This is a genomic window from gamma proteobacterium symbiont of Scutellera amethystina, assembly GCF_059730845.1.
Map to the genome: position 1 here is coordinate 3107786 of NZ_AP035935.1, position 24578 is coordinate 3132363.

Consider the following 24578-nt stretch of genomic DNA (forward strand, 5'->3'; position numbering starts at 1 on the left):
TGTGCCCGACACGCGGAACCTCAACGTTTTATTCATCGTTCCCTGATTATTGAAATAAGCAGGTCCGAAGACCTGCTATTTCCCCGGTGTGGCGCGAAGTATTACGCCTTGAAATCAAATTAGGGTTGTCCTGTTTTATTCAGGACGCTGCGCCGTATTTTTCGGCCATCAGTGCAGCCGTTGCGCGCAATTCGCTGAGCAGCGCTTCCGGATAACCCGGGGCCGCTTCCTGCGAAAGAAATGAGAGACAAAGTGCGGCACTTTCACCGCGGTGTTTATTGGTTACCGCTACGGCAAGCGAGCTAATGCCAGGCAGCGTTTCATTGCGGGCCAGTGCCCAGCCCTGCTGACGAATCAATGCCAGCTCTTTGCACAGTGCATCGATGTTCAGCGGTGAATTGATCGACGCGGTTTGCCAGTTATCGCTGAAGCGCGCGCGCACCTCGTCATCGCTCAGCTGCGCTAACAGCACGCGGCCGGTCGACGTGCCGGTAACCGATACCCGTGTACCAGGCGGCGTCACCAGCTGGGTAAAGAAGCGACCGTGGTACATGCGCATCACCAGCACATCGTCCCCGTCCAGCACCGAGATATAGCCCATGCAGCCGCTGCTGGCCGCCAGGCGCGCCATCGGCGCCGATGCGCTGTCAATCAGCGGTGTCGAAAGATAGTGCCCGGCAACGGACAACAGCACGCGGCCAATCTGAAAACAGCGGCTGTCGGGATCGCGCTCCAGTAAGCCTTCACTTTCCATGGTCGCCAGCAGGCGCGACACGGTACTTTTCGGCAGCCCCAGCGCCTCCACCACCTCGGTAAAGGTCAGGCCGGGATGGCCCTGCGCCACGCCAAAGCGCTGAAACAGCTTAAGCACGGCGGCGGCATTTTCGAGTGTGGTCATGGCGCTGGTTTCACTATATGGAACTGAGTTCCTGTATCGATAACCCGAAAGTAAAACGCGACGGTTTATCGGTCAAGCGCAAATTTTGCACCGGACAAAACGCAGGCTATTTAAGGCAGCAGAAAATAAGGGCTAAAGGAAAAATAAAAAGACGTTATCAGGCAGGAGAGCGATTAAACAGAAAAGACGGCAGCTTTTATCGCCGTAATTAGCGCATCAGGGAAAATAAAAAATCTATTTAGCGACCGGACGTAATTACGCTAAAGCGGGCATCCCTGCCCGCCGGGATTATTCTTTTTCCACATCTTCATAGCGGTCTTTGGCATCCTGCGCTTCCGCTTCCGATTTATGTTCGCTAATTAAGGTATCCGGACGTGGATGGTCAGCCCGTAATTCATACCAGGTGACGGTATTGCCCGCCTGCCCTTTTTCAACGGCAACAATGCGCGCTTCTCGCGGATAGGGTGGTCTGGTTGGCATCGTTTTCCCTCTTATGTCAGGTTTCCACACAGACAGCGGTGATCCTCTGCCTGCTATTGAGTATAGACAATCGAGGATCGCTGTAAAAAAGAGGGAGAATTCTTAGGCAGTTAGCTGGCGCGGGCGAGAGACAGCGATTGCAGAATATGTTCCACCACCTGCTCCGGTGCCTGCATCGCGTTGACTTCATGGTGCGCAGCCTGACGATAGAGCTGCGCGCGTTCACGCAGGATATCTTCCATCTCTTCCGCGATAGGCCGGCCGGTCAGGGTCGGACGCTGTGCCGCTTCTGGCTGACGCTCCAGCCGATCGGCCAGCACGCCAGAGGGCGCGTTGAGCCAGATGACCTGGCCATGCTCGCGCATGAAGTGGCGATTGACATCAGCCAGCACCATGCCGCCGCCGGTGGCGATTACGCTGGCAGGCGCGGTAACCGCCCGCAGCGATTCACTTTCACGCGCGCGAAAGCTGTCCCAGCCCTCCGTCGCCACAATCTCTGCCACGCTGCGCTGTGTGGTGAGCTGCAGGTGGTGGTCGGTGTCACGAAAGGCATAGCCCAGCGCTTGCGACAGCGCCTGGCCAATGGTGGTTTTACCGCAACCGCGTGCGCCGATCAGATAGATGGGTAATGACATCCGGGCTCATCCTCCGCCGTAGTCTGCCGCGCGGGCAACGTCATCAGGTCAATAATGCGTCGCATGATACCTGGATTTTATTTTATCAGCCAGCCGCGAAGCACGAATTACGCGTATTTCAGCGATAGCTAATGCCATTCTTTTGATTTTTAACGGAAAAACGATGCGCATTTCGTGCATCAGGCGATTTGTAAACGCGGGGCAACATTTGCTTACCAGGCCATTGATTTACTTTCTGTCACGCAGCCCGCATATACGCTTTATAGTTCAGGCAACGGACGTCCTGTTGGTCGCCTGAAGAACAACACGCTATGCCTAACCGGAGGTTCACCATGCAGAGCCAGGAACAACAACTTATTGAAAGCCTGTTCAGCCGTCTGAAACAGGCAGAAAGCCAGAGCGGCCCGCGTGATGCCGGTGCCGAACAGTTAATCAATCAGCATTTACAGAGCCAGCCCGGTGCGCCCTACTACATGGCGCAGGCGATCCTGATTCAGGAAGCGGCGATGAAAAAGCTCAACGCGCAGGTATCGGAGCTGGAGAGCCGTCTGGCGCAGGCGCAGCAGCAGGCCCCGCAGCAAAGCAGCGGCGGTTTCCTGTCGAGCCTGTTTGGCGGCGGTTCACGCCCGGCGCAGCCGCAACAGCCGGCATGGAACAGCGCACCGCAACAGCCACAATATGCCGCACCGCCTCAGCAGCCGTATGCTGCACCGGCGCGCGGTACCGGCTTCCTGGGTGGCGCACTGCAAACGGCTGTCGGCGTGGCCGGCGGTGTGGTGATGGCGGACATGCTCACCAGCCTGTTCCACCATTCGCAGCCGGAAGAGATCGTCAATATCATCAACGAACCGGCGCTGCCGCAGGTGGATGATAATCTGGACACCTTCAACGGCAATGACAGCAACAATGCCTTCCTGAATGACAATTCAGGCTGGGACAACAACAGCTTTGCCGATAACAATGATTTCAACGATTTCGGCAGCGGCGGTGATTTTGACGACGACGACAACTTCGTCTGATTAACGCTGACGTAACCATTTATCCAGTTCGTTAGCAAACTGCTGGCGGTCACGTGGGCTTAATGCCGACGGGCCGCCGCTCTGAATGCCGCTGGCGCGCATCGTTTCCATAAAATCGCGCATGGTCAGACGCTGGCGAATGGTGTCGCTGCTGTAACGCTCCCCGCGCGGATTCAGCGCTGCCGCCCCTTTCTCCAGCACTTCTGCTGCCAGCGGAATATCGCCGGTAATCACCAGCTCGCCCGGCTGCACGCGTTTCACAATCTCGTTATCGGCCACGTCAAAGCCGGCCGCTACCTGCAGCGTTTTCAGAAACGGCGACGGCGGTACGCGCAGCGGCTGGTTAGCAACGAAGGTCACGGTGACTTTGGTGCGCTCAGCGGCGCGATACAGCACCTCTTTGATGACATTGGGACACGCATCGGCATCCACCCAAATCGACATGTTTAATCCTTATTAACGGGCAATGCCTGCGATCTTGCCGCGCTGGCCGCGAATGGCAAATGTTATTTGTGCGCGACTTGTTATTCACCGCCGCTGACGTAAGCTAACCCACTGAGAAAACCGAACCACGTAAAGGATAAAGCGATGCTGGAGAAGAAAATCGGGTTTGTCGGCTGCGGCAATATGGCGAAAGCCATCATCAGCGGCCTGGTGAACAGCGGGCAGATCGCCCCGGCCAATATCTGGGTGCACGATCGAAAACCCGACACCAACCAGGCGATGGCGCAGCAGTATGGCGTGACGGCGGCGGAAAGCGTCGAGAGCCTGGCACGTGAAGTGGACATTCTGTTTGGCGCGGTGAAACCCAACGTGATTCTCAAAGTGCTCAAGGATCTGGCCGGCCAGCTGAAGAAAGATGCGCTGGTGGTGTCGATTGCTGCAGGTGTGACGCTGGATTCGCTGGCGGCGGTGCTCGGCCACGACCGTAAAATCATCCGCGTGATGCCGAATACGCCGTCGCTGGTCAATGAAGGCATGACCTCTATTACGCCGAACGTGCTGGTGGAACCGCAGGAAGTGGACGAGGTGGTGACCATTTTTGAGAGCTTCGGCAAAGCGGCGGTGGTGAACGAGTATCTGATTCATGCCGTGGTGGGTGTCAGCGGCTCGGCACCGGCTTACGTGTTTATGTTTATCGAAGCGATGGCTGATGCCGCCGTGCTGGGCGGCATGCCGCGGGCGCAGGCTTATCAGTTTGCGGCGCAGGCGGTAAAAGGTTCCGCCCAGATGGTGCTGGAGACCGGCAAACACCCTGGCGAACTGAAAGATATGGTGTGCTCACCGGGCGGCACCACCATTGAAGCGGTGAAGGTGCTGGAAGAGAAAGGCTTCCGCGCTGCGGTGATGGGCGCGATGCAGCAGTGCATGGCGAAGTCCGAGGCGCTGAGTAAGCAGTGATGGTGCGGGTTTCCCCTCACCCTAACCCTCTCCCGCTTGCGGGAGAGGGGACTGTTGGGTGCGGACTTGAACCTTAACCCTGATACGCTTCAAACAGCGCCAGGCCTTGTTCCAGCGTCATTGGCTGCTGCATCTCATGCACCAGCGCGGCGGTGAGCGTATACATGCCGGCTGAACACACTGCCGCAATCATGCCCTGCTGGCAGTAAAAAGCGATAAAGCGCTTGTCCTGCAGCGATCCCAGCAGGCGATAATCGTCCCACTCCTCTGCATGCCCCAGATACTCATAGCGGGTGCCGTAATGCGCAGTCCAGAAGAACGGCACGCGATCGTACATGATGCGTTTGCCCAGCATATTCAGCGCGGCAATGCGCCCCTGCTGATGCGCCACGCGATAGTGCTCAATGCGCTGCACGCCGCGCGGCGTGAGATAGCTGGCAATATCCCCCGCGACCCAGATGTTTTCACTGACCCGCAACTGACTGTCGGCCAGCAGGCTGCCATCCTTCTGTAAGGGCAGGTCGTGAATAAAATGGGTGGCTGGCACAATGCCGGTGGCAAACAGCACCTGGCTGGCTGGCACGGTTTTGCCATCTTTGAGCCGCACGCCACTCACTGCGCCTTCGCCGGTCAGCGCTTCCGGTTCACCCTCGACAAATTTCACGCCGTTGCTGCGGTGCAGCTCATAAAAATGACGGCCAATCTCTTCGCCGAACTGGCTGGCAAACGGCAGCGGATGACGCGCCACCACCGTGACATCTATGTCGCGGTTACGCAGCGCACCGGCCACTTCCATACCGATAAAACTGTTGCCGATAATCACCAGCTGCTGCGCCTCATCCACCTGCGAAATCAGCGTGTCGGCCTGGCGCAGTGAACGCAGCAGGTGCACGCCATCCAGATCCTTGCCCGGGATATCAAGCGGCTGCGGCACGCCGCCGGTCGCGATCAGCAACTGGTCAAACTTCACCTGCTGCCCGTCTTTCAGCACCAGCGTCTGCTCCTGCGCCTTCAGCTGCACCACCTCCCCCTGCAGCCACACCACCGGGCCCAGCACATCCTGTTTCAGCAGCTTTGGTACCTCATCGATGGCCATCTTGCCGGAAGGGACAAATTTACTCAGCGTGGTGCGATCGTAAGGTGCGTCGCTTTCACGCTCGATACGCACAATACGGCCGCTAAAGCCTTCATCGCGCAGCGTCCAGATCGCAGCACTGCCCGCCGCGCCAGAGCCGAGAATCACGCACACCGGCGCTTCACCCTGAGCTACCGGCGCACTGGCCGGCGACATCGCCTGCGGATTGATCAGCACCTGCCCCTGTTCAATGCGCACCGGATAGCGTTTGAGATTGGCCAGCGCCAGCGGCTCGCACATTTTGCCATCGCGCAGCTCAAATACCGCCTTATGCCACGGACACACCAGTTTGTCGCCGCACACTGCGCCCTGCTCCAGCGGCGCGCCCGCGTGCGGACATTTTGCCTGCAGCGCCTGCACGCGGTCGCCGTCGCGAATCAGCACCATATCCGTTTCGCCGACGGTCACTTTAGTGGGTTTACGCTGCGCCAGCGCCTTGAGTTCCACGACAGATTGATAGCTCACGGTTCGCCTCCTTCGGGGTTATTCGTCTGATACGACAATTCCTTACAAAGAGTAAGTGTGGCAAAGCGTGAGGATTTAGCAGGAGAAACAAAGCGAAACGGCGGTTAACTGACTGTTAAACCGCCGTTTTAAGCGGCACGAAAGGATCAGAAGAACACGCTGGGCACGATGATTAGCGCGAAAATCGCCACAATCAGTCCATGTTTGACCCAGTAATACAACCGGCGATTGCGTTTCTTCAGGTTCTGACCGGCATCGCGCAGCGCATAAACGTATTTGAAGATGCGGTTGAGGAAGCCGGTACGATCGTTTTCGTCGTTGGGCGATGCCGCTGCTGACATTAACGTCGAGCCCACCCAGTGATTGACCGCCTGTGCCCAGCGCCATTTCATTGGCCGCTCGATATCGCAAAACAGAATGATACGCGTCTGCTCGCTTTCATTCTGCGCCCAGTGCACGTAAGTTTCGTCGAAAATCACCGCCTGACCGTCGCGCCAGCTGTGGCGCTGACGATCCACTTCAATAAAGCAGCGATCGTCGTTCGGCGTTTGCAGCCCGAGGTGATAGCGCACCGAACCGGCATAAGGATCGCGGTGTTTGCCCAGATGGCTGCCCGGCGGCAGTTCAGCAAACATGGCCGCTTTAACGCCGGGAATGTTGCTCACCAGTTCGGTGGTTACCGGACAGAGTTCGCGCGCTGACGGATGTGCATCGCTATACCATTTTAAATAGAAACGCTTCCAGCCACGCTTGAAGAAGGTATTAAATCCGGCATCGTTATGCGTCTGCGCCGCTTTAATGTGATCCTGCAGGCGAATGGCTTCATCGCGAATCACCTGCCAGTTATCGGTCAGCTGACGCAGCTCAGGAAAATCCTCAACCGGAAAATAGGGCTGTTTAGCCGGCAGTCGCGACAGCCCGGTCATAAACATATTGATCGGCGCCATAAAAGTGGAGTGATCAAATAACTGACGGGAAAACTTTTGCTTTTCCACGCCGCGTGAGTGGGCGTAAAGCACACTAATAATAAATACACCAATAATGATCGCAGCGACCATACAACAGGTTCCTTATGTTGCACGTAAAGCCGCTCTGTCCACGGTTAAGCGTCAGAGAGACTGGATGGGGAGAAATGGAATTTTATGTAAGGATTTTGTAAAGTTTTGGCAACGCGTGCCGTTTATGACAGAAAAAATACGTCGCGCATTAACCCTGCGAGTGCGGACACAAAAAAGCGGCCCGCAGGCCGCCAGAGGTTTAAGCACTCTTCTTCAGACAGCTGCTCATAAAGGTTTTACGCGCATCGCCGCTGAGTTTTTTCTCTCCTGCTTCGCTATTACAGCTTTTCATTTTCATCTGCTGCGGCGTCATATTGCCCATTTTGCTGTCTTTCTTCAGGCATTCGCTCATAAAGCTTTTACGCGCATCGCCTTTCAGATTTTGCGCGCCTGCATGCTGATTACACAGCGTCATTTTTTCCTGCTGCGCGGTTTTCTCCGCCGCGCCCGCACCGCCAGCCAGCAGCAGGCCTGCTGCCATTATTGCCACAAGACACGATTTCATTGCCGGTTTCTCCGTGTGATTATTGCCTGTTAAGCATGGCACGGAATAAGCAAAGCGGAAAAAAATATATGCGCATACGGCGGGATTATTCGCGCGGGTGGTTGAGCAACTTTTCGACGTAATTACGCAGCATCAGCGCGTCCGGATTTTCCTGCACGGAAGCGGCGGGCGGCATCGCGCGATCAATACCCGCCGCGATGTCGCTAACCTGGGCGGCATCCAGTCTGCGCAGCATGGCGGTGAGCACGATTTCCAGCGCCTCAACCTGGACCACTAATTCTTTAGACTCTTCTTCTTTTTCTGCCAGCTTGAGCAGGAGTTCCGCAATCAGGTTTTTCATGCGATGGACTCAGTCAGAATGGGAAAACAAAAATTAGCATTGGCAGGATTAAAACAACAAGAATTTTTGCCGGCCAGAGGAAAAATAATGGTTAGCCGAAGCGTAAAAAAAGTGGCTGAAATTCAATATATAACGGCGAAACGTTTCACTGACAAAATACGCCGCAGATAAAACGTTTCGCATCGCTGCATTAATTATGCACTGGCGCTAAATTAACGCGGTCCCTGATACCCATGGCCGGGACCGCCACCGCCAGGACCACCCCAACCTCCTCCGCCGCCGCCCGGCGGGGGAAAAAGACAACCGCTTAACGCGGACACCAGCGCCACAACGGCAGCGAGCTTAACGATACGGATCATATTGACCTCAGGTTGCTGAAATTGCGCTGAGTGTATGAAGCGGCGGTTAACACGACAATACAGAATGCTCCGCAACCCGGCGCTATTCATGCCTGCTCACCACGCTTAACGTTTTAGTGGCAAGAAACCGCTAAAAAAGCCTCACAGACCGCGCAATACGCCAGCTTAAGTTACAGCGAACGCTGTGCCGCAAACGTCAGTGCTGCTCGCTGTGCGCGCAGTAACAAAATTGCGCGCTGCGTCTTTACAGCTAACGCCATTTCACGCAATGTGAGCGCAATACAATTAATGAGATCTCACTATGACCTTAGCGGCTGTTTCTCTGAGTGAAGTGCTGGCGCGCCGTGACTGGGAAAACCCGGTTATCACCAGCCTGCATCGCCTGGACGCGCATCCACCGTTTGCCAGCTGGCGCGATGAAGTCAGCGCGCGCGATGGCCATCCCTCACCTGCGCAGCAGCGGCTGAATGGTCAGTGGGCCTTCAGCTATTTTACCGCGCCGGAAGCAGTGCCGCACAGCTGGCTGTTACAGGACTTACCGGACGCCGCAACGCTGCCGGTGCCTGCCAACTGGCAGTTGCACGGCTACGACGCGCCCATTTATACCAACGTGCAGTATCCCATTCCGGTCAATCCCCCTTTGGTGCCACGCGAGAACCCCACCGGATGTTACTCGCTCACATTTAAAGTTGATGACGGCTGGTTAAGCCAGGGACAGACGCGCATCATCTTCGATGGTGTCAGCTCGGCCTTTTATTTGTGGTGCAACGGACAGTGGATGGGCTATTCGCAGGATAGCCGCTTACCCGCCGAATTTGATCTCAGCCACGCGCTGCAGCCGGGAAACAACCGTCTGGCGGTCATGGTGCTGCGCTGGAGCGACGGCAGCTATCTGGAAGATCAGGATATGTGGCGCATGAGCGGCATTTTCCGCGACGTGACGCTGCTGCATAAACCGGACACTCGCCTGAGCGATGTGCAGATCGAAACCGCGCTCAGCCCGGAATATCTGCGCGGCGATTTACGCGTGAGTGTCAAAATCCATGCCGGCGCGCGCCCGCTCAGTCAGTGTCGGGTGCGCGTCACGCTATGGCGCAACGGCGACTGCATCGCACAACACCAACAGCCGCCGGGCAGCGCCATCATTGATGAACGTGGCCACTATCCGGAACGTACCCTGCTGGTGTTGCCGGTGCTACAACCGCTGTTGTGGAGCGCCGAAACGCCTCATCTCTACCGCGCGGTAGTCACGCTGCTTGATGATACCGGCGAGGTGATTGAAGCCGAAGCTTATGATGTAGGTTTCCGACGCATCAGCATTGAGCACGGCCAGCTGTGCCTCAACGGCAAGCCGCTGCTGATACGCGGCGTTAATCGTCATGAGCACCATCCCGAGCGCGGTCAGGTGGTGGATGAAGCCAGCATGCGTCAGGACATTGAACTGATGAAGCGCCACAACTTTAACGCGGTGCGCTGCGCTCACTATCCTAACCATCCGCTGTGGTATCGGCTATGCGATGAGTACGGCCTGTATGTGGTTGACGAAGCCAATATCGAAACGCACGGCATGCAGCCGATGAACCGCCTCTCCGACGACCCGCGCTGGTTTGCCGCCTATAGCGAACGTGTAACGCGCATGGTGCAGCGCGATCGTAATCATGCCTGCATCATCATCTGGTCGCTGGGCAATGAGTCCGGCCACGGCAGCACGCACGATGCGCTGTACCGCTGGGTGAAAAGCAGCGATAACACGCGCCCGGTACAGTATGAAGGCGGCGGTGCCAACACGGCGGCCACCGATATTCTGTGCCCGATGTATGCGCGCGTCGATCAGGACCAGCCCTTCCCGGCGGTGCCGAAGTGGTCACTGAAAAAATGGATCAGCCTGCCGGATGAAGCGCGTCCGCTGATCCTGTGTGAATACGCCCATGCGATGGGAAACAGCTTTGGTGGCTTTGCCAAATACTGGCAGGCATTTCGCCAGTTTCCGCGGCTGCAGGGTGGCTTCGTCTGGGACTGGGTCGATCAAAGCCTGACGCGCTATGACGAACACGGCCAGCCGTGGCAGGCGTACGGAGGCGATTTCGGTGACACGCCCAACGATCGCCAGTTCTGCATGAACGGGCTGGTGTTTGCCGATCGCAGGCCGCATCCGGCGCTGTTTGAAGCACAGCGCGCCCAGCAGTTTTTCCAGTTTACGCGCGATCCCGGCGATGCGTATCGCGTAACCGTCACCAGCGAATATTTATTCCGCCGCAGCGACAACGAACGGCTGCGCTGGTGGATTGAGCAGGACGGTGTAACCCTCGCGCGCGGTGAATGGGTGCTGGATCTCGATGCTGAAGGCAGCCACACCTTTACCGTGCCCGCGCCTGAAGCGCTGCAGGGTGAAGCGTGGCTCAACCTCGCGGTGCATCAGATCGCCGCCACGCCCTGGTCTGAGGCGGATCATCGCGTGGCCTGGGATCAGTGGGCGCTGCCGGCCGCGCTGCCGGTTACGTTGCCGCCGCTCAGCGCCTGCGCGCCCCAGCTGGAAACCAATCACAATCAGGTGGCGGTGGTGCTGCCCACGCAGCGCTGGCACTTCTGTCGCCGCAGCGGCGCGCTGCTGCAATGGTGGGTGAACGATCGTGAAACCATGCTGACACCGCTGGAGGAGTGCTTTATTCGCGCACCGATCGATAATGATATTGGCACCAGCGAAGCTGCCAATATCGACCCTAACGCCTGGGTCGAGCGCTGGAAACGCGCGGGCTATGATCGGCTGCAAACAGAGCTGCTGGCGATGCAGGTCGACAGCCTGCAGCACGGCGTGCAGATTGAAACCTGGCATCGCGTACTGGGTGAGGGTCAGCACCTGTTTACCAGCCATAAGCGTTATGGCATCAGTGGCGATGGCGAACTGACTATCAGCGTCGATGTACAACAGGCCGCCGGTCTGCCGCCGCCCGCGCGCATCGGCCTGCGCTGCCAGCTGGCTCAGGTCCCGCACCAGGTGAGCTGGCTGGGACTGGGGCCTCATGAAAACTATCCGGATCGCCAGCTGGCGGCGCAGTTTTCACGCTGGCAGCTGCCGCTGGCGGCGCTCAGCACCGGCTACGTCTTTCCGGGTGAGAATGGCTTGCGCTGCGGCACGCGCCAGCTGGATAGCGGCAGCTGGCAGATCAGCGGCGACTTCGCCTTCTCGCTCAGCCGCCACAGCCTTGAGCAGCTGCGCGCCACCTCGCACCGCCATTTGCTGCAGGACGAACCCGGCTGCTGGCTGCATCTCGACGGCTTCCATATGGGCGTCGGCGGCGACGATTCGTGGAGCCCGAGCGTCAGCCCGGAGTTTTTGCTTTCTCAGCGGCGCTGGCACTATGCGCTGACGCTGCGTCAGCCGGCTTAGTGGCGGCCGCCGGGCTAAGGGGTTTCAGCTCGGTTTTTGGCCGGCGATAGAAGCGCTGCAGCAACAGCACATTGAGCAGGACGACGACCGCGGTGGCGAAGAATACCCAGCGGTAACCGGTGGCGGCAGAGACCGCTGCACCCAGCAGCGGTCCGGCGACGTTACCGAGGTACATGAACGACTGGTTATAACCAAAAATACGGCCGGTGACGTTATCGCGTGAATGACGCACCAGCAGGGTTTGCACCGCCGGCATCATCGCGCCATCGGCAAAGCCGAGCAGAAAGCGCAGGACGCCCAGCTGCGTGGCGCTGGTGACAAACGACATGGCAATCAGCAGCAGCAGCGAGGCGATCATGGTCGCCAGCAAAATACGCTGGGTACCAATGCGATCGCCGAGTTTGCCGAGACGCGGTGCGGCGATGAGTGCCGACACGCCGGGCAGCGCGGCAATCACACCACTGAGAAACGCGATATTCTGCGCATCCGGCGCCAGCTCACGCACGAACAGCGTCAGAATAGGATTCACCGAGCCGTTACACATCTGAATCACCATAGTGGTGACGAACAGGCAGAACATCAGGCGTGGATTATCGAGGCTGCGCATCACCTCACGCCCGCTCAGTTTGTCCTGCTTGCTCACCGGCGTGTAGCCGGTCTCCTTAATCAGAAACAGCGTCACCAGAAAGCTGACCATCAGCAGTATCGCGGTAACGATAAACACCATGCGCAGGCCCAGCCAGTCGGCCAGCAGACCGCCAATCATCGGCCCGAGGATCACGCCGCCAATTTGTCCGGTCGACACGCAGCTCAGCGCCCAGCCGCTGCGCTCACGCGGCACCTGCGCGGCCACCAGCGCCATGGCGTTGGGAATATAACCGGACGTCAGTCCCATCAGCGCGCGCAGCAGCAACAGCTGCCACGCCTGAGTGACAAACGCCTGCAGCAGAATCACCGCGCCCATGCCAAACGAAGCGCGCAGCAGCATCAGCTTGCGCCCTTTGCGATCGGCAAGGCTGCCCCACAGCGGCGCCACGGCGGCAGAAACAATAAAGGTGACACTGAAGGTCAGACCTGACCAGATACTGAGCGCGTTGCCGCCACGGATACCCAGCTCTTCCACGTAAAGCGGCAGGAAAGGAATGATCTGACTAATGGCCAGGCCGGTAAAAAAGCAGCCAAACCAGACGGATATCAGATTGATCTTCCAGGATTCGATGGAGCGTAGCATGAGCGCAGATGTCAGAAAAAAATGAAACGAGGGTTCAGTCTAACAACCTCGTAACATTACCGGACGGCAAAACATGGCATGCGGATGAAAACGCAGTTTTTCGCTGCCGGGCGTGATTCTGCTCACAGCAAATAGGGCGATGTCTCACTTTTGTAGTGTCTTTATGTGCGGTTACCTGGCCTAAGGCCCGATAAGCGCATCGCGAGAGACGGCAAACGTGAAAAAATATGACGATTCGTTACTGACAATATTCCACACCGCATCTATGTTTAAAAAATCACCAGTCATCACTGGCGAGGCGCTGCCCGTCCTGGACAGTCCGCATGCTTAATTCAGGTTTTCAGTTGCTGCCCGTCGAGGGTGGCAGGCTTCGTTGTCTCTGCGGAGGTCGGCTATGAGAACGCACCATGACAGCGCCAGTCGGGCGATTACCGACTATTTCAACAGCCCCGCCTGGCACGCGCCGCACGAGAGCGATTTGCTGGCCGCCATCATGCGCGAGCTGATGGATGATGGCCAGCCCGCCACCAATAAAGCGGTGATTGCCCGCGTGATTACCCGGCTGGAAGTGGAAGGCGATGAACAGCGCCTGCAGAGTTACCGCAACCTGCTGGCGCAGCTGTTAGAAGCAGGGCCGCAAAAATAGCGGCCCCGGAGATTATTTCACCACCCGCAGCTGGTCGGCTTCGCTGACCACTGCTTTACCGCTCTGACGCTGATACAGGCACAGTTCCCGCCCCAGCTGATTTTTCATGTGCTTTTGCGGATAGCGGCCTTCCAGCAACAGCGCATCGTAGCCAACGCTGTCGTCGTACATGATCGGCTTGCCCACCACTTTCACCGCTTTCAGACCGCTGGCCTGCACACATGCCTGCTGCAGGTTTTTATCGTGCTGCTGCCATGCCGCCTCGCTTGAGGCCTGCGCCAGCGGGCTGAGCAGCAGCGTCAAATACAGCGTTCGGGTCAGGTATTTCATCGTCACTCCTGTAAGGTCAGTCTGTTATTGCTGCCTGTACGCCTGACGCCGCAGAACCGCGATTAAACGCGCGCTATGGCGGGGGCAATATGGCGCAGCAGGCAGGTTATAGCGAAAAAAATTCCCGCCGTAGCGGGAAGAAACAAGACGAGCATTGCATATTCGAGAGTGACGAGGAAATCTCCGTAATGCGCAGCTATCCTCACCCGCCGTCGTGACAGCCCGATGACAATGCCGTGTCCGTTTGGTGTTACCCGCAGTAAACCCGGGAAATTTTCCCGTTCTGATCGCCGAGGAAATTCAGGCGGCGCAGATTGAAGTCCATGGTGGCGGCACCGTTCCACGGAATCGCGCGCACCGGTACGGCAAAGCGCTGGGTATCAAGCGCGCTCAGCGGCTGACCGAGGTAGTTCTGATACTGCGAGGCACCGCACTGGTCGGTTTCCGGATCGTGGCTGACGGCGTGATTGCTGTCAGTTTTACTGGCTGACTGACAGGCCGTTAAGGCGAGCATCGCCGTGAGCAGCAGCGCTTTTCCATAATGGTTCACAATTTTCTCCTCCTGGATAATGAACAAGCGGTTCCTGAGAGTAACAAAGCGTGCCGCCGATGCGAAAATTTTTCCAGCAGACTGGTCGCATTGCGTGACAAAAGGCGCGATTTCCTGCTCACATTTTCGGATTAATCGCACGCCGTGTCTAAAAATCACCCAGGCAGACGCTACAATTATCTAAGACTTTTCTGAGGAGATAATGATGGAACTGGCTATTTTTATCGGCTTCGCCATCGTGATGACCTTCGTGGCCGTCCGGGTGCGTTAAGCCTCGTTAATTTTCTCTCTGCCGTTGTGCACCAAACGGTGCCAGCGGCATTCTCCGCGCCAGATAAGTGATTCGGTTCCCTCTCCGCCTGCTGCTCAGCGATGAAAGCGCAAGCTACCATGCCGCGCATCGCCTGTGATGAGACGGTCGGTTAGCGCCGCGATTGTGGCGTATCTGAACCGGCGAAAATCTCCGCAAACGCACCTCGACAGCACCGATCGCCGTTGCTACTATGCGTCTTCCTCTGCCCGCTGAGTCGCCTATGGACACCCAATCCGACAAAGTTACGTTGACCCTGTTTTACGTCGGTAGCTTTGTGGTTTATTACCTCGTGACCATGCTGATTACGCTGTTTCCCAATTACGGGACGCTGCGCAATAACGGCTTGCTGGTGCCAGTGCTGTGCCTGTTTGAATTTGCCGTGATTTATCCCCTGTACCGTTTCTACTGCCAGCGCCGCAGCGACATTCCCCTGGGCTTTCTGCGTCCCGGCCAGGCACTGCTGTTTATCGGCGCGCTGTTTGTACTGATGGTGGCGCAGACGCAGTTCCTGCAGCCGGAAGGCTGGCTGATTGAACAGAGCCAGCAGGGGCGCAGCTCAATGCTGATTCTGCTGCTCACCGCCGTGCTGCTGGCGCCGGTGTTTGAAGAGGTGCTGTTCCGCGGCTTTCTGCTGCAGGCGTTTTTGCTGTGGGCGCCCAAAAGCCGTTTTGCCTGCATGTTGCTCACTTCGCTGCTGTTCGCCGCGTTACACACGCAGTACGTGCACTGGGAAACCATCGTTGCGCTGACGCTGTTCTCGCTGCTGCTGTGCTACGCGCGTCTGCGCAGCAACAGCCTGGCGCTGCCGATTTTTCTGCATACGCTGAATAACCTGATCGCCATCCTGCCCGCCTGGTTCTACGCCTGATCCCCCTCACTGTTTGCTAACGATGCCATTAATTTCCCTGCATTTTCAGGTACTATCGCTTTTTAGCCTGCAGGAATGATGGTCGAAGCGCTGATGATTACTATGCTGGATGTGGCCCGCAAAGCGGGCGTTTCTAAAGCCACCGTGTCGCGCGTGCTGGCGGGCAACCGCTATGTGAGCAAATCCACGCAGCAGAAAGTGTTTCAGGCGATAGAGGAAACAGGCTACCGCCCGAATCTGCTGGCGCGCAGTCTGGCGACGCAAAAATCGCAGAATATCGGCCTGATCGTCACCCATTCGCTGTTTAACGGCCCCTATTTCAGCGAGCTGCTGTACCAGACGGCCACGCTGACCAATAACTATGGCCGCCAGCTGATCCTCGCCGATGGCAAAACCAGCGCTGACGATGAGCGCGCGGCAATCGAGTTTCTGCTCGATCTGCGCTGCGACGCCATCATTATCTACCCGCGTTTTCTCGACACCGCCGCGCTGGAAGCGATCATCGACCAGCACGATATCCCGATCATGGTGGTTAACCGCCGTCTGACGCAGCACGCGGCGAACTGCGTCTGGGCTTCGCACCAGCAAAATACCCGTGATGCGGTGAACTACCTGATTGCGCGCGGTCACCATGACATCGCGTTTATCACCGGACTGGCGGGATCGCCCACCGCCGCCGCGCGTCTGGCTGGCTATCAACAGGCGCTGGCCGATCATCAGCTGCCGTATGAAGCGGCGCGCGTACTGCCGGGCGCGTGGACGCCGGAGAGCGGTCAGGCGGCGGTACGCCAGCTGCTGAGCGCCGGCGTACCGTTCAGCGCGCTGATGGCCAGCAATGACGATATGGCGATTGGTGCCGCGCTGGCGCTGAATGCGGCGGGCAAACGGCTGCCGCAGGATGTATCGCTGATGGGCTTTGATGATATTCGCATGGCCGAATTTTTCCTGCCGCCGCTCACGACGGTTCACGTGCCGGTGGCGGAGATGATTCAGCACACGCTGGCGCAGCTGGTGGCGATGCTGGAGGGCGAAGCGATTGCGCCCCTGCCGCCGTTCAGCGGACGGCTGATTGAACGCGCCTCCGTGGCAGATGGACCATTTCGCCGCTCATAACGCCTGATCGCCGTCATCCTGCGTGACCAGCCACTGCTCCAGCTGCTGTAGCGTAGCAGCCTTAACGCTCTCCTGCGGGCGCACCAGGTAATAGGTGTGCCGTCCACAGTCCAGCTGGTAATCCTCCATGGCGATCAGCGTGCCCGCCTTCAGCTCCGCTTCCACCAGCACGCGCTGCGCCAGCGCAATCCCCTGCCCTTCAATGGCGGCCTGATAGGCCAGCGCCGAACTTTCCATCTGCCGCCGGTGCGGCAGCGCGTCCATTTCCACGCCAAATGCTTCGCACCAGCGCTGCCAGTCATCAGGACGTCCGCGCACCAGCAGCAGGGTATGCTGCGCCAGCCCGGCCAGATGCATGCTGGCGCGCCGGTCAGCCGTCGGACGGCACACCGGCACCAGCACGTTTTTCACCAGCGGCGTGGCGTGCTGCTGCGGCCACGTACCGTCACCAAGCCGAATCGCCGCGTCGCAATCCACCGTATCGTCCCATTCCGACGCGGTCGTCAGGCGCACGTCAATCGCCGGATGCGCCAGCTGAAACTGTGCCAGCCGCGGAATCAGCCAGCGGGTGGCGAAGGTGGTGAAGGAGTGCAGCCGGATGACCGTGCGGCCGGCATTGCGCTGCAGCGTGGCGCTCGCCTGGCGAATACCGTCGAGGTGCTGGCTGATTTGCAGAAAATAGGCATTGCCGGGCAGTGTCAGTACCAGCCCGCGCCCCTGACGCTGAAACAGCGCCGTGCCAAAGTACTCTTCCAGCAGACGAATCTGACGACTCACCGCGCCTGGTGTCACCGACAGGCCATCAGCCGCTGCCCGCACGCTGCCGCTACGGGCGACATATTCAAACGCCAGCAAGGCATTCAGGGGTGGCAAATCACGCATCAGTTAACCGTTCAGTTTTTCTCAATGATGGAGCAATTTTAATCGATTGTGGCGAAAAGGCCAGACGCGCATCATTTCTGCACAGCGGCAGCCAGCCCGATAACGCTGACTGCCAGGTTGTCACATTGATTCTGACACTGGAGCACACTGGAATGATTAAAGTCACCAATCCTGCCGACGGCAGCCTCGTCGGCGAAGCACCGTTCATGCGCCACGACGAAGTCGCGGCCGCTATCGATCGCACCTGTGCCGCGTTTCCGGCATGGGCGGCAAAAAGCGCGAAACAGCGCAGCGACCTGCTGCGTGGCTGGTACGATCTGGTACGCGCCGATAAGCACCTGTTTGCTGAACTGATGGTCAGGGAGAACGGCAAATGCCTGAGCGAAGCGCTGGGCGAAATCGAGTACGGTCTCGGCTTTATTGAGTGGTATGCGGAAGAGGCCAAACGCGTCAACGGTGATACCCTGCCGTCGCACGATGCTAACGCCTCCGTGCTGGTGGTAAAAGAGCCGGTCGGCCCGACCGCGGCCATCACGCCGTGGAACTTCCCGTTTATGATGATCACCCGCAAAATCGCTACCGCGCTGGCCGCAGGCTGCACCATGATCATCAAACCGGCAGAAGAGACGCCGCTTACCGCGTATAAACTGCTGGAGTATGCACGTCAGGCCGGTATTCCCGCGGGCGTGTTTGAGATGGTGACCGGCGATCCGCAAGCCATCGGCGAAGCTTTTACCAGCGATACGCGCATCCACAAAATCTCCTTCACCGGATCAACCCGCGTCGGCAAACTGCTGGCGCAGCAGTGCGGGGCCACGCTGAAAAAGATGACCATGGAGCTGGGCGGCAACGCGCCGTTTATCGTGTTCGCCGACAGCCCGCTGGAAGAGAGCGTGGCCGGGCTGGTCAGCGCCAAACTGCGTAACTCCGGCCAGGTGTGTATTTCGCCTAACCGCATCTTTGTGCATGACGCGATTTACGATGCCTTTGTGCAGCAACTGGTGAAAACAGTCAGTGAGATCCGCGTCGATCAGGGTATGCAGCAGGAATTTGTGGTTGGCCCGCTGATTAACCGCATGGCGCTCGATAAAGTCACCGCGCTGGTGGATGATGCGGTAGCGCAGGGGGCGACGCTGCACCTTGGCGGCAAGCCACACGCGAAGGGCGGGCTGTTCTATGAACCAACCATCCTGTGCGATCTGGACGCCTCGTTTGCCGTGCACAACACCGAGATTTTCGGACCGGTATTTGCCCTGTACCGTTTCAGTGATGAAGAGCAGGTGATTCGCTGCGCTAACGACACCGAATACGGTCTGGTGGCCTATGCGTGGACGCGTGACGTTGGCCGCGCTTTCCGCCTGTCGAAAAAACTGGAAGCCGGCATGGTGATCCTCAATTCCGGCTCGGTCGGTACGGCGTCAGTGCCGTTTGGCGGTATCAAGCACTCCGGCTACGGCCGCGAGGGCGGCCATTACGGTATTGAAGAGTATGTGCAGGTAAAATATGTGCTGATGGCGGGACAACACCGCTAATCACGCTGCTGGTGCGGCGGCGACCCAGTCGGGATGCCGCCGCACCGCGCGTTAGTATTCCACCTCCGCATCAGGCTGTGCGCCGTTATTGCGGATCAACTGCTGATACCAGAAAAAGCTCTTCTTGCGATAGCGCGCCAGATCGCGCAGATCGTGTTCATCGCGGTTAACGTAGATAAAGCCGTAACGTTTGCTGATGCCCTGATGGGTGCTGACCAGATCGATGGCCGACCACGGACAGTAGCCAAACAGCTCGACGCCATCGGCAATGGCCAGCCGCAGCTGGGCGATATGCTCACGCAGATAGGCGATGCGGTAGTCGTCATACACTTTGTTGCCCGCCTCCAGCGTGTCGAACGCACCGAGACCGTTTTCTGTCACAATCAGCGGCAGGCGATAGCGCGCGTAGATCTCGCGCGCGGTAATGCGGAAACCGACCGGATCGATATACCAGCCAAACTGATTCTGCTGCAGATGCGGATTGTTGCAGCCGACGTACACTGATTTGTCGATGCCGGCCATCTGCTGGTCGGCCTGCTGCTTACTGTTCAGCTCACCGCGCGCGACCTCAGGCATGTCAGCACTGACGGTGGCCGATGCATAATAGTTGAAGGCGATAAAGTCCGGCTGGCCGGCGGCGATGGTCGCCATATCCTCCGCCTCAATGTGCGGCAGCCAGCCGCGCTGCTGCAGAAACGCCCACACCACGTTGTTGTAATGGCCGTGTACCGCCAGGTCGAGGTAGAGCCAGTTGCGGATCGCTGAAAAGTTATCGGCGGCCAGCACATCTTCCGGTCTGGCGCTGGCGGCATAGATACAGGAGATGTTCGGTGCCGGGCCAATTTTGGCCTGCGGCAAGCGCTGGTGACAGGCAATCATCGCTTTGGCCTGCGCCAGCATCATATGGTGGTTCTGCTGATACAGCGTCTTCTGCGCATCCACCGTGCCGGCCGGCAGCGTGCCAATCACCTCACCTTTGAGGATCATCATGTTCTGTTCATTGATGGTCAGCCAGTATTTCACCCGGTCGCCATAGTGCTCGAAACAGGTGATGGCGAAGCGCTCAAAAGCGGCCACGGTACGCCGGTTTGACCAGCCGCCATCCTGCTGCAGCGCCCACGGCAGGTCGAAGTGATAGAGCGTGACCAGCGGCTCAATGCCGTGGCGGCAAATTTCATCAATCAGCTGCTGATAAAACTGAATGCCCGCCGGATTCAGCTCGCCGTCACCCTGCGGATAGATGCGGCTCCAGGCGATGGAGAATCGATAGGTTTTCAGGCCCAGCTCCGCCAGCAGCGCGATATCTTCCCGGAAGCGATGATAGTGATCGCTGGTGACGGTGAAATCCGTCATCCCCTCAGGAAAATGGCCTTTATCGATCACCGACGGCCCTTTGCCGTCTTCGTTCCAGGCACCCTCAACCTGATACGCCGAGGTTGAAGCGCCCCACAGAAAGCCGTGCGGAAACGCACCGGGGTTAGGATGTTGCATACTGCCTCCTTGTTAGTCCGCAGCCAGCTCGCGCCGCAGCTGGATGATCTCTTCCGCCAGTTCACGGCACAGCATGGCGTTCATCAGATGATCCTGCGCATGCACCATGATCAGATTGACCGGAATTTTGCCGCAGCCTTCGTCGGCACCAATCAATTCGGTCTGGATACGGTGCGCGGCTCTGGCCGCCTCGCTGGCTTCGCTCAGCAACGCATCGGCGCGTGGCCACTCTTTGCGCCGCGCAGCGCGCAGCGCCTCCATCGAGCAGGAGCGCGCTTCTCCCGCCTGAATAATCAGTTCCATGACCGTGCTCTCATCAATTTCCATCATGCCTCCTTAACCGGTTGCGCTGCGGCGGCCTGCTCAAGCTCCTGCTGCAGCAATTGCCGCTCATAAATTTTGAAAAACGGGTAGTAAATCAGCGTGGCGATGGTTACCAGCACGGCAATCAGCACGATGACGCGCCAGTCCCAGCCGGTCGACCAGGCCGCCCCGATCGGTGCCGGCGTGGTCCAGGGGGCCAGCGACACCACGTGGTTAATCAGGTGGGTTTTGGTGGCTGTCCAGGCGAGCGTGGCGTTGACTAACGGCGCGCAGATAAACGGAATGAACAGAATCGGATTCATCACCACCGGCGAACCGAAGATGACCGGCTCGTTGATGTTGAACATGCTGGGCACAATGCTCAGCTTGCCAAGCGAGCGCAGATGCGCCGAGCGGCTGCGCAGGTAGAGCAGCACCAGTCCCATGGTGGAACCGGAGCCGCCAATAACGATGAAAAACTGCCAGAACGGCTCGATAAACACGTGCGTGATCGGCTCACCGGCGTTGAGCGCCTGCTGGTTGAGGCCAAGGTTAGTCAGCCAGAACGCCTGCAGAATGCCGCCGACAATCACCGCACCGTGAATGCCAGCGAACCACAGCATGTGGCACAGCAGCACCGCCACCAGCACCGCCGGTAACGAATCCGAGGCGGAGATAATCGGTGCGAACAGCGCCATGATCGCCTGCGGCAGCAGCAGGCCAAACTGCGCCTGCACCCACAGGCTGAGCGGAAACAGCGTGATGAAGATGGCGATGATCGGGATCAGCAGATCGAACGACTGACGAATTTTGGGCGGCACCTGCTCCGGCAGCTTAAAGCCGATGTTGTGCTTTTGCAGGAAGTGCATCAGCTCAGTGGCGAACAGCGCCACCAGAATCGCGGTGAAAATGCCCTCGCCGCCGAGTGAGCCAACCGGCAGCGTGCCGTTGCTCTGGGGGGCGGCCACCACCAGAAACGCCATCAGCGCCAGGCTGGCCGCCATAAAGCCGTTCATTTTGTAGCTGTTCGCCAGGTTATAGGCGATGGCGCTGGCGATATACAGCGCCATGATGCCCATGGTCATGTTATACGGCATCATGATTTGCGCTTCATGCGCGCGCACCATACCGAGCCACCACTGGGCAAACGCCCATGAGCTGTCAGCTGAGAACGGCGGATGGGCAAACAGCAGCATAAATGAGCCCACAATCAGAAACGGCATCGAGGCGATAAATCCATCGCGGATGGCGATCACATGGCGCTGGCTGGAGAGGCGTCCGGCCAGCGGGCTGATGCGGTTTTCAATCACACCAAATAACGATTCGCTTATGCTGCTCATCGGCGAGCTCCTTGCATCAGGCAACAACAGAATAAGCCTGTGCATTGGCGCACAGGCGTAAACAATTATTTTATTTTCGGAACAATCGTCAGGCGTGAATCAGCTTTAGCGAATCATCTAATATTTTCGCGCCATTCATCATGCCGTAATCCATGCTATTAATCACAGTGATAGGCTTATTTAGCTGCTGCGCCAGCGGCTGGAAGTCCGCCAGTTTGTATTTAATCTGCGGCCCGAGCAGGCAACAGTCAAAGTTCGCGATCTGATCGTTAAACTCTTCAATGCCAACGGCTTTTATCTCAACCTCGACGCCCTTCTCTTTGGCGGCCTTCTCCATTTTCTGCACCACCATGCTGGTGGACATCCCGGCGGCGCAGCAGAGTAGAATCTTTGGCATCATTCAATCCTCAGTGTGGGGTTTAATTAACGAATACCCGCGCTAAAGATTTTCTGCAACCGGTTTCAGATTTGCGTTACGGATCTGTGAGAAATATCAAAAAGCGCGCTGCAAATTTAATCGGGATGCAATAATAAACGGAAGAGATTATGTGAAAGTCGGGGAACGGTGGCGCGGCCAGACACAGCGCGCCACCGGGGCAGAACGTCAGGAGATGGCGGAATCTTTTTGCTTGTCGGCTTCGAAGTGTGCCTTGAACTGTTCGTAGATGGAGATCATATTGGAGGCATCGCCGTGCAGCGGGCTCAGTTTACCGGCGCGCACCAGTTCGATGACCAGTTGCAGGGCGGCCTGTTTTGGGCTGCTGGCCGGATGGGCAATTTCATGAGACATCAGATATCACTCCTTATTGTTGTCAGTGCCGCACAGTTTAGCCCAGATTGTGCTGCTAATGGGCGCGGCGCTGGTTATCATCATTCTGTTCGGACAAAAAAGCCGCTCAGGCTGTTCATTGACGCCTGAGGCGTTTAGCTATACTGGATCAAAAAAAGGAACACACAGCCACGCATTCCGTACCACGGGAATGGTGCAGAAGGAGTCGGTTATGTTGATTGGTTTTGTCTTGTTAGTGAGCGCCTGCGGCCACGATGCCTGTGATGCCCTGCCGGTGTCGGAGCGGATTTACCCCACGAAAGTGGCCTGCGAACAGATGGCCGATCGCATCCATAAAGTCCGGCCGAACGTGGTGCTGCTTTGTGGGGAAGTGCACCGTTAATTCGGTGCCAGTGCGTCATCAATTGCATAAAAAACAGCCAGACGGCATTGCAACCTGGGCCCGCAGCGTTCAAAATATAAGCTGCTTTACACTATTACAGTTGTGAATCCCATGAAAAAAACTCGCCCCCGTCGTCCCAACGGACGCTGGGTTTATTACATTTTGTATGACGGCATTCTCTGGCCCTGTCCGGTGCGCTGGGAGTGGGAGAGCGGCTTCGGCGGCTGGCTGCCGTTTTACTATTCGCCCACCTTTGAATTTGTTGCGGGCGATCCGCGCAAAGCCTACCGCATTGCGCGCAGCAGCGTGCGCAATCTGCGCCAGCATGAGCATGACGGCGAATATGCCTGAGGCGTCAGAACTGCCATGGCAGCCACGAGGCCGTCAGCAGGTAGTGCACCAGTTCCAGCACCAGAATAATCATCACCAGCACCCCGAGCTTGTGGCGGCATACCCAATCCTTTAGCCCCATATCATCGCCGCCCAGCGAATCAGCATCAGCGCGCCGCAGATGCACAGCAACACCACAATCATCTTCCAGTGTTTTGTCGCAGCCAGTTTTTTTGCCACGTCTCCTCCAGACAGCAGAAAGCAACGATGCGCCCGCAGGCGCATCGCATAGTCTACCGCTGGTCACCCGTGAGGGCGATTAATTATTCAGCGTATAGTCGAGGGTGATTTCGGCATTCAGCACCTGAGACACCGGGCAGCCGGCTTTGGCTTTCTGAATGATTTCATCAAATTTGGCATCATCGATGCCCGGCAGCGCAATGGTGCTGTTGAGGGCAATTTTGGTGATGGCGAAGCCGTCGCCCTTTTTGTCCAGTGAAACATCGGCGGTGGTGTCGATGCTTTTCGGTGGATGACCGGCCTGGCCCAGCATCAGCGACAGCGCCATGGAGAAGCAGGCGGCGTGTGCCGCGCCAATCAGCTCTTCCGGATTGGTGCCCTTCTCGCCTTCAAAACGGGTGTTAAAACCGTATGGCTGGTTGCTGAGCACGCCGCTTTCAGTGCTAACCGTGCCTTTGCCTTTGATGTCGCCTTCCCAATGGGCCGATCCTTTCTTATGAATGGTCATGTCATTCCTCCTGTTAGTCAGACAGCTATTCAGTATAGACAAGAGC

At 57.8% G+C, this 24578-nt stretch carries 30 protein-coding genes; 11 read left to right on the forward strand and 19 right to left on the reverse strand.

Annotated elements, in window-relative coordinates; all coding sequences use genetic code 11:
- Window positions 1-139 precede the first annotated feature (139 nt).
- Entirely contained in the window at window positions 140-898 is a 759-nt protein-coding gene (locus AC6I79_RS14660; protein ID WP_058757986.1) for an IclR family transcriptional regulator, read from the reverse strand.
- Window positions 899-915: 17 nt separating this feature from the next.
- On the opposite strand from AC6I79_RS14660, the gene AC6I79_RS14665 reads away from it, so the two are divergent.
- A complete protein-coding gene (locus AC6I79_RS14665) occupies window positions 916-1110 on the forward strand; it encodes a hypothetical protein (RefSeq protein ID WP_132466392.1) in 195 nt (64 codons plus the stop codon).
- A 76-nt stretch (window positions 1111-1186) separates the two neighbouring features.
- Here the strand turns inward: AC6I79_RS14665 and AC6I79_RS14670 are convergent, their stop codons facing one another.
- Entirely contained in the window at window positions 1187-1378 is a 192-nt protein-coding gene (locus tag AC6I79_RS14670) for a YaiA family protein (RefSeq protein ID WP_021507229.1), read from the reverse strand.
- A 110-nt stretch (window positions 1379-1488) separates the two neighbouring features.
- The gene (gene aroL / locus AC6I79_RS14675) at window positions 1489-2013 is read right to left on the reverse strand and encodes a shikimate kinase AroL (protein WP_021507230.1); all 525 of its coding nucleotides are present in this window, start codon (window positions 2011-2013) and stop codon (window positions 1489-1491) included.
- Between the two features lie 332 nt (window positions 2014-2345).
- Here aroL and AC6I79_RS14680 point away from each other — a divergent pair, with 332 nt between their 5' ends.
- The gene (locus AC6I79_RS14680) at window positions 2346-3032 is read left to right on the forward strand and encodes a DUF2076 domain-containing protein (RefSeq protein ID WP_211725583.1); all 687 of its coding nucleotides are present in this window, start codon (window positions 2346-2348) and stop codon (window positions 3030-3032) included.
- Here AC6I79_RS14680 and AC6I79_RS14685 read toward each other — a convergent pair whose 3' ends face one another.
- A complete protein-coding gene (locus AC6I79_RS14685) occupies window positions 3033-3476 on the reverse strand; it encodes a YaiI/YqxD family protein (RefSeq protein WP_010616571.1) in 444 nt (147 codons plus the stop codon). It abuts the gene before it with no gap.
- Window positions 3477-3620: 144 nt separating this feature from the next.
- Here AC6I79_RS14685 and proC point away from each other — a divergent pair, with 144 nt between their 5' ends.
- Window positions 3621-4433, forward strand: a complete 813-nt coding sequence (gene proC / locus AC6I79_RS14690; RefSeq protein ID WP_021507232.1) for a pyrroline-5-carboxylate reductase — start codon at window positions 3621-3623, stop codon at window positions 4431-4433.
- Window positions 4434-4506: 73 nt separating this feature from the next.
- Here the strand turns inward: proC and AC6I79_RS14695 are convergent, their stop codons facing one another.
- The 4 genes from AC6I79_RS14695 to iraP form a co-directional block, all read right to left on the reverse strand.
- Window positions 4507-6033, reverse strand: coding sequence for an FAD-dependent oxidoreductase (locus AC6I79_RS14695; protein WP_021507233.1), 1527 nt, complete (start codon window positions 6031-6033; stop codon window positions 4507-4509).
- 146 nt (window positions 6034-6179) lie between these two features.
- Complete coding sequence (lpxO, locus tag AC6I79_RS14700; protein WP_021507234.1) at window positions 6180-7091, reverse strand: lipid A hydroxylase LpxO; 912 nt, start codon at window positions 7089-7091, stop codon at window positions 6180-6182.
- 199 nt (window positions 7092-7290) lie between these two features.
- Window positions 7291-7596, reverse strand: coding sequence for a PsiF family protein (locus tag AC6I79_RS14705; RefSeq protein ID WP_058757988.1), 306 nt, complete (start codon window positions 7594-7596; stop codon window positions 7291-7293).
- A gap of 85 nt (window positions 7597-7681) precedes the next feature.
- Entirely contained in the window at window positions 7682-7936 is a 255-nt protein-coding gene (gene iraP, locus AC6I79_RS14710; protein WP_021507236.1) for an anti-adapter protein IraP, read from the reverse strand.
- Between the two features lie 18 nt (window positions 7937-7954).
- On the opposite strand from iraP, the gene AC6I79_RS14715 reads away from it, so the two are divergent.
- The gene (locus tag AC6I79_RS14715) at window positions 7955-8107 is read left to right on the forward strand and encodes a hypothetical protein (RefSeq protein WP_155519908.1); all 153 of its coding nucleotides are present in this window, start codon (window positions 7955-7957) and stop codon (window positions 8105-8107) included.
- Between the two features lie 489 nt (window positions 8108-8596).
- Window positions 8597-11683, forward strand: a complete 3087-nt coding sequence (locus AC6I79_RS14720) for a beta-galactosidase (protein WP_159377448.1) — start codon at window positions 8597-8599, stop codon at window positions 11681-11683.
- On the opposite strand, the gene AC6I79_RS14725 is transcribed toward AC6I79_RS14720, so the two are convergent.
- On the reverse strand, window positions 11616-12914 hold the full coding sequence (locus AC6I79_RS14725; protein WP_159377449.1) for a multidrug efflux MFS transporter: 1299 nt from the start codon (window positions 12912-12914) through the stop codon (window positions 11616-11618). The two genes, AC6I79_RS14720 and AC6I79_RS14725, sit on opposite strands and share 68 nt — an antisense overlap.
- Before the next feature lie 394 nt (window positions 12915-13308).
- Between AC6I79_RS14725 and AC6I79_RS14730 the strand changes: the two genes are divergently transcribed.
- The gene (locus tag AC6I79_RS14730) at window positions 13309-13560 is read left to right on the forward strand and encodes a biofilm development regulator YmgB/AriR family protein (RefSeq protein ID WP_021313231.1); all 252 of its coding nucleotides are present in this window, start codon (window positions 13309-13311) and stop codon (window positions 13558-13560) included.
- Window positions 13561-13572: 12 nt separating this feature from the next.
- Here AC6I79_RS14730 and AC6I79_RS14735 read toward each other — a convergent pair whose 3' ends face one another.
- Window positions 13573-13890, reverse strand: coding sequence for a hypothetical protein (locus AC6I79_RS14735; RefSeq protein WP_159377450.1), 318 nt, complete (start codon window positions 13888-13890; stop codon window positions 13573-13575).
- A gap of 250 nt (window positions 13891-14140) precedes the next feature.
- Window positions 14141-14440, reverse strand: coding sequence for an I78 family peptidase inhibitor (locus tag AC6I79_RS14740; protein WP_159377451.1), 300 nt, complete (start codon window positions 14438-14440; stop codon window positions 14141-14143).
- A gap of 533 nt (window positions 14441-14973) precedes the next feature.
- On the opposite strand from AC6I79_RS14740, the gene AC6I79_RS14745 reads away from it, so the two are divergent.
- Both AC6I79_RS14745 and AC6I79_RS14750 read left to right on the forward strand, forming a co-directional pair.
- On the forward strand, window positions 14974-15621 hold the full coding sequence (locus tag AC6I79_RS14745) for a CPBP family intramembrane glutamic endopeptidase (protein ID WP_021507241.1): 648 nt from the start codon (window positions 14974-14976) through the stop codon (window positions 15619-15621).
- 93 nt (window positions 15622-15714) lie between these two features.
- Entirely contained in the window at window positions 15715-16734 is a 1020-nt protein-coding gene (locus AC6I79_RS14750) for a LacI family DNA-binding transcriptional regulator (RefSeq protein WP_058781290.1), read from the forward strand.
- On the opposite strand, the gene AC6I79_RS14755 is transcribed toward AC6I79_RS14750, so the two are convergent.
- Complete coding sequence (locus tag AC6I79_RS14755; protein ID WP_127833733.1) at window positions 16729-17616, reverse strand: LysR substrate-binding domain-containing protein; 888 nt, start codon at window positions 17614-17616, stop codon at window positions 16729-16731. The genes AC6I79_RS14750 and AC6I79_RS14755 overlap by 6 nt on opposite strands.
- Before the next feature lie 152 nt (window positions 17617-17768).
- On the opposite strand from AC6I79_RS14755, the gene AC6I79_RS14760 reads away from it, so the two are divergent.
- Window positions 17769-19148 carry an NAD-dependent succinate-semialdehyde dehydrogenase gene (locus AC6I79_RS14760; RefSeq protein WP_159377452.1) on the forward strand — a complete coding sequence of 460 codons (1380 nt, stop codon included), beginning with the start codon at window positions 17769-17771 and terminating at the stop codon, window positions 19146-19148.
- A gap of 51 nt (window positions 19149-19199) precedes the next feature.
- Here AC6I79_RS14760 and AC6I79_RS14765 read toward each other — a convergent pair whose 3' ends face one another.
- The 5 genes from AC6I79_RS14765 to AC6I79_RS14785 all read right to left on the reverse strand — a co-directional run bounded on the left by AC6I79_RS14765 (window position 19200) and on the right by AC6I79_RS14785 (window position 23072).
- Complete coding sequence (locus tag AC6I79_RS14765) at window positions 19200-20639, reverse strand: glycoside hydrolase family 1 protein (RefSeq protein ID WP_159377453.1); 1440 nt, start codon at window positions 20637-20639, stop codon at window positions 19200-19202.
- A gap of 12 nt (window positions 20640-20651) precedes the next feature.
- Window positions 20652-20966 carry a PTS lactose/cellobiose transporter subunit IIA gene (locus AC6I79_RS14770; RefSeq protein ID WP_010618140.1) on the reverse strand — a complete coding sequence of 105 codons (315 nt, stop codon included), beginning with the start codon at window positions 20964-20966 and terminating at the stop codon, window positions 20652-20654.
- Window positions 20966-22282: a PTS sugar transporter subunit IIC gene (locus tag AC6I79_RS14775; RefSeq protein WP_498027354.1), complete on the reverse strand. Its 1317-nt coding sequence runs from the start codon at window positions 22280-22282 to the stop codon at window positions 20966-20968. The genes AC6I79_RS14770 and AC6I79_RS14775 overlap by 1 nt, the downstream gene beginning before the upstream one ends.
- Window positions 22283-22370: 88 nt before the next feature.
- Complete coding sequence (locus AC6I79_RS14780) at window positions 22371-22679, reverse strand: PTS sugar transporter subunit IIB (RefSeq protein ID WP_031279665.1); 309 nt, start codon at window positions 22677-22679, stop codon at window positions 22371-22373.
- 207 nt (window positions 22680-22886) lie between these two features.
- Window positions 22887-23072: a hypothetical protein gene (locus tag AC6I79_RS14785; protein WP_021507248.1), complete on the reverse strand. Its 186-nt coding sequence runs from the start codon at window positions 23070-23072 to the stop codon at window positions 22887-22889.
- A gap of 58 nt (window positions 23073-23130) precedes the next feature.
- On the opposite strand from AC6I79_RS14785, the gene AC6I79_RS14790 reads away from it, so the two are divergent.
- The gene (locus AC6I79_RS14790) at window positions 23131-23454 is read left to right on the forward strand and encodes a hypothetical protein (protein WP_125310664.1); all 324 of its coding nucleotides are present in this window, start codon (window positions 23131-23133) and stop codon (window positions 23452-23454) included.
- Window positions 23455-23565: 111 nt separating this feature from the next.
- On the forward strand, window positions 23566-23805 hold the full coding sequence (locus AC6I79_RS14795) for a hypothetical protein (RefSeq protein ID WP_021507249.1): 240 nt from the start codon (window positions 23566-23568) through the stop codon (window positions 23803-23805).
- A 111-nt stretch (window positions 23806-23916) separates the two neighbouring features.
- Here AC6I79_RS14795 and yniD read toward each other — a convergent pair whose 3' ends face one another.
- Window positions 23917-24024 (reverse strand): small membrane protein YniD, encoded by a 108-nt coding sequence (yniD, locus tag AC6I79_RS14800; RefSeq protein WP_021507251.1) that lies wholly within the window; start codon window positions 24022-24024, stop codon window positions 23917-23919.
- 79 nt (window positions 24025-24103) lie between these two features.
- Window positions 24104-24532, reverse strand: a complete 429-nt coding sequence (locus AC6I79_RS14805; RefSeq protein WP_021313986.1) for an OsmC family protein — start codon at window positions 24530-24532, stop codon at window positions 24104-24106.
- Window positions 24533-24578 lie beyond the last annotated feature (46 nt).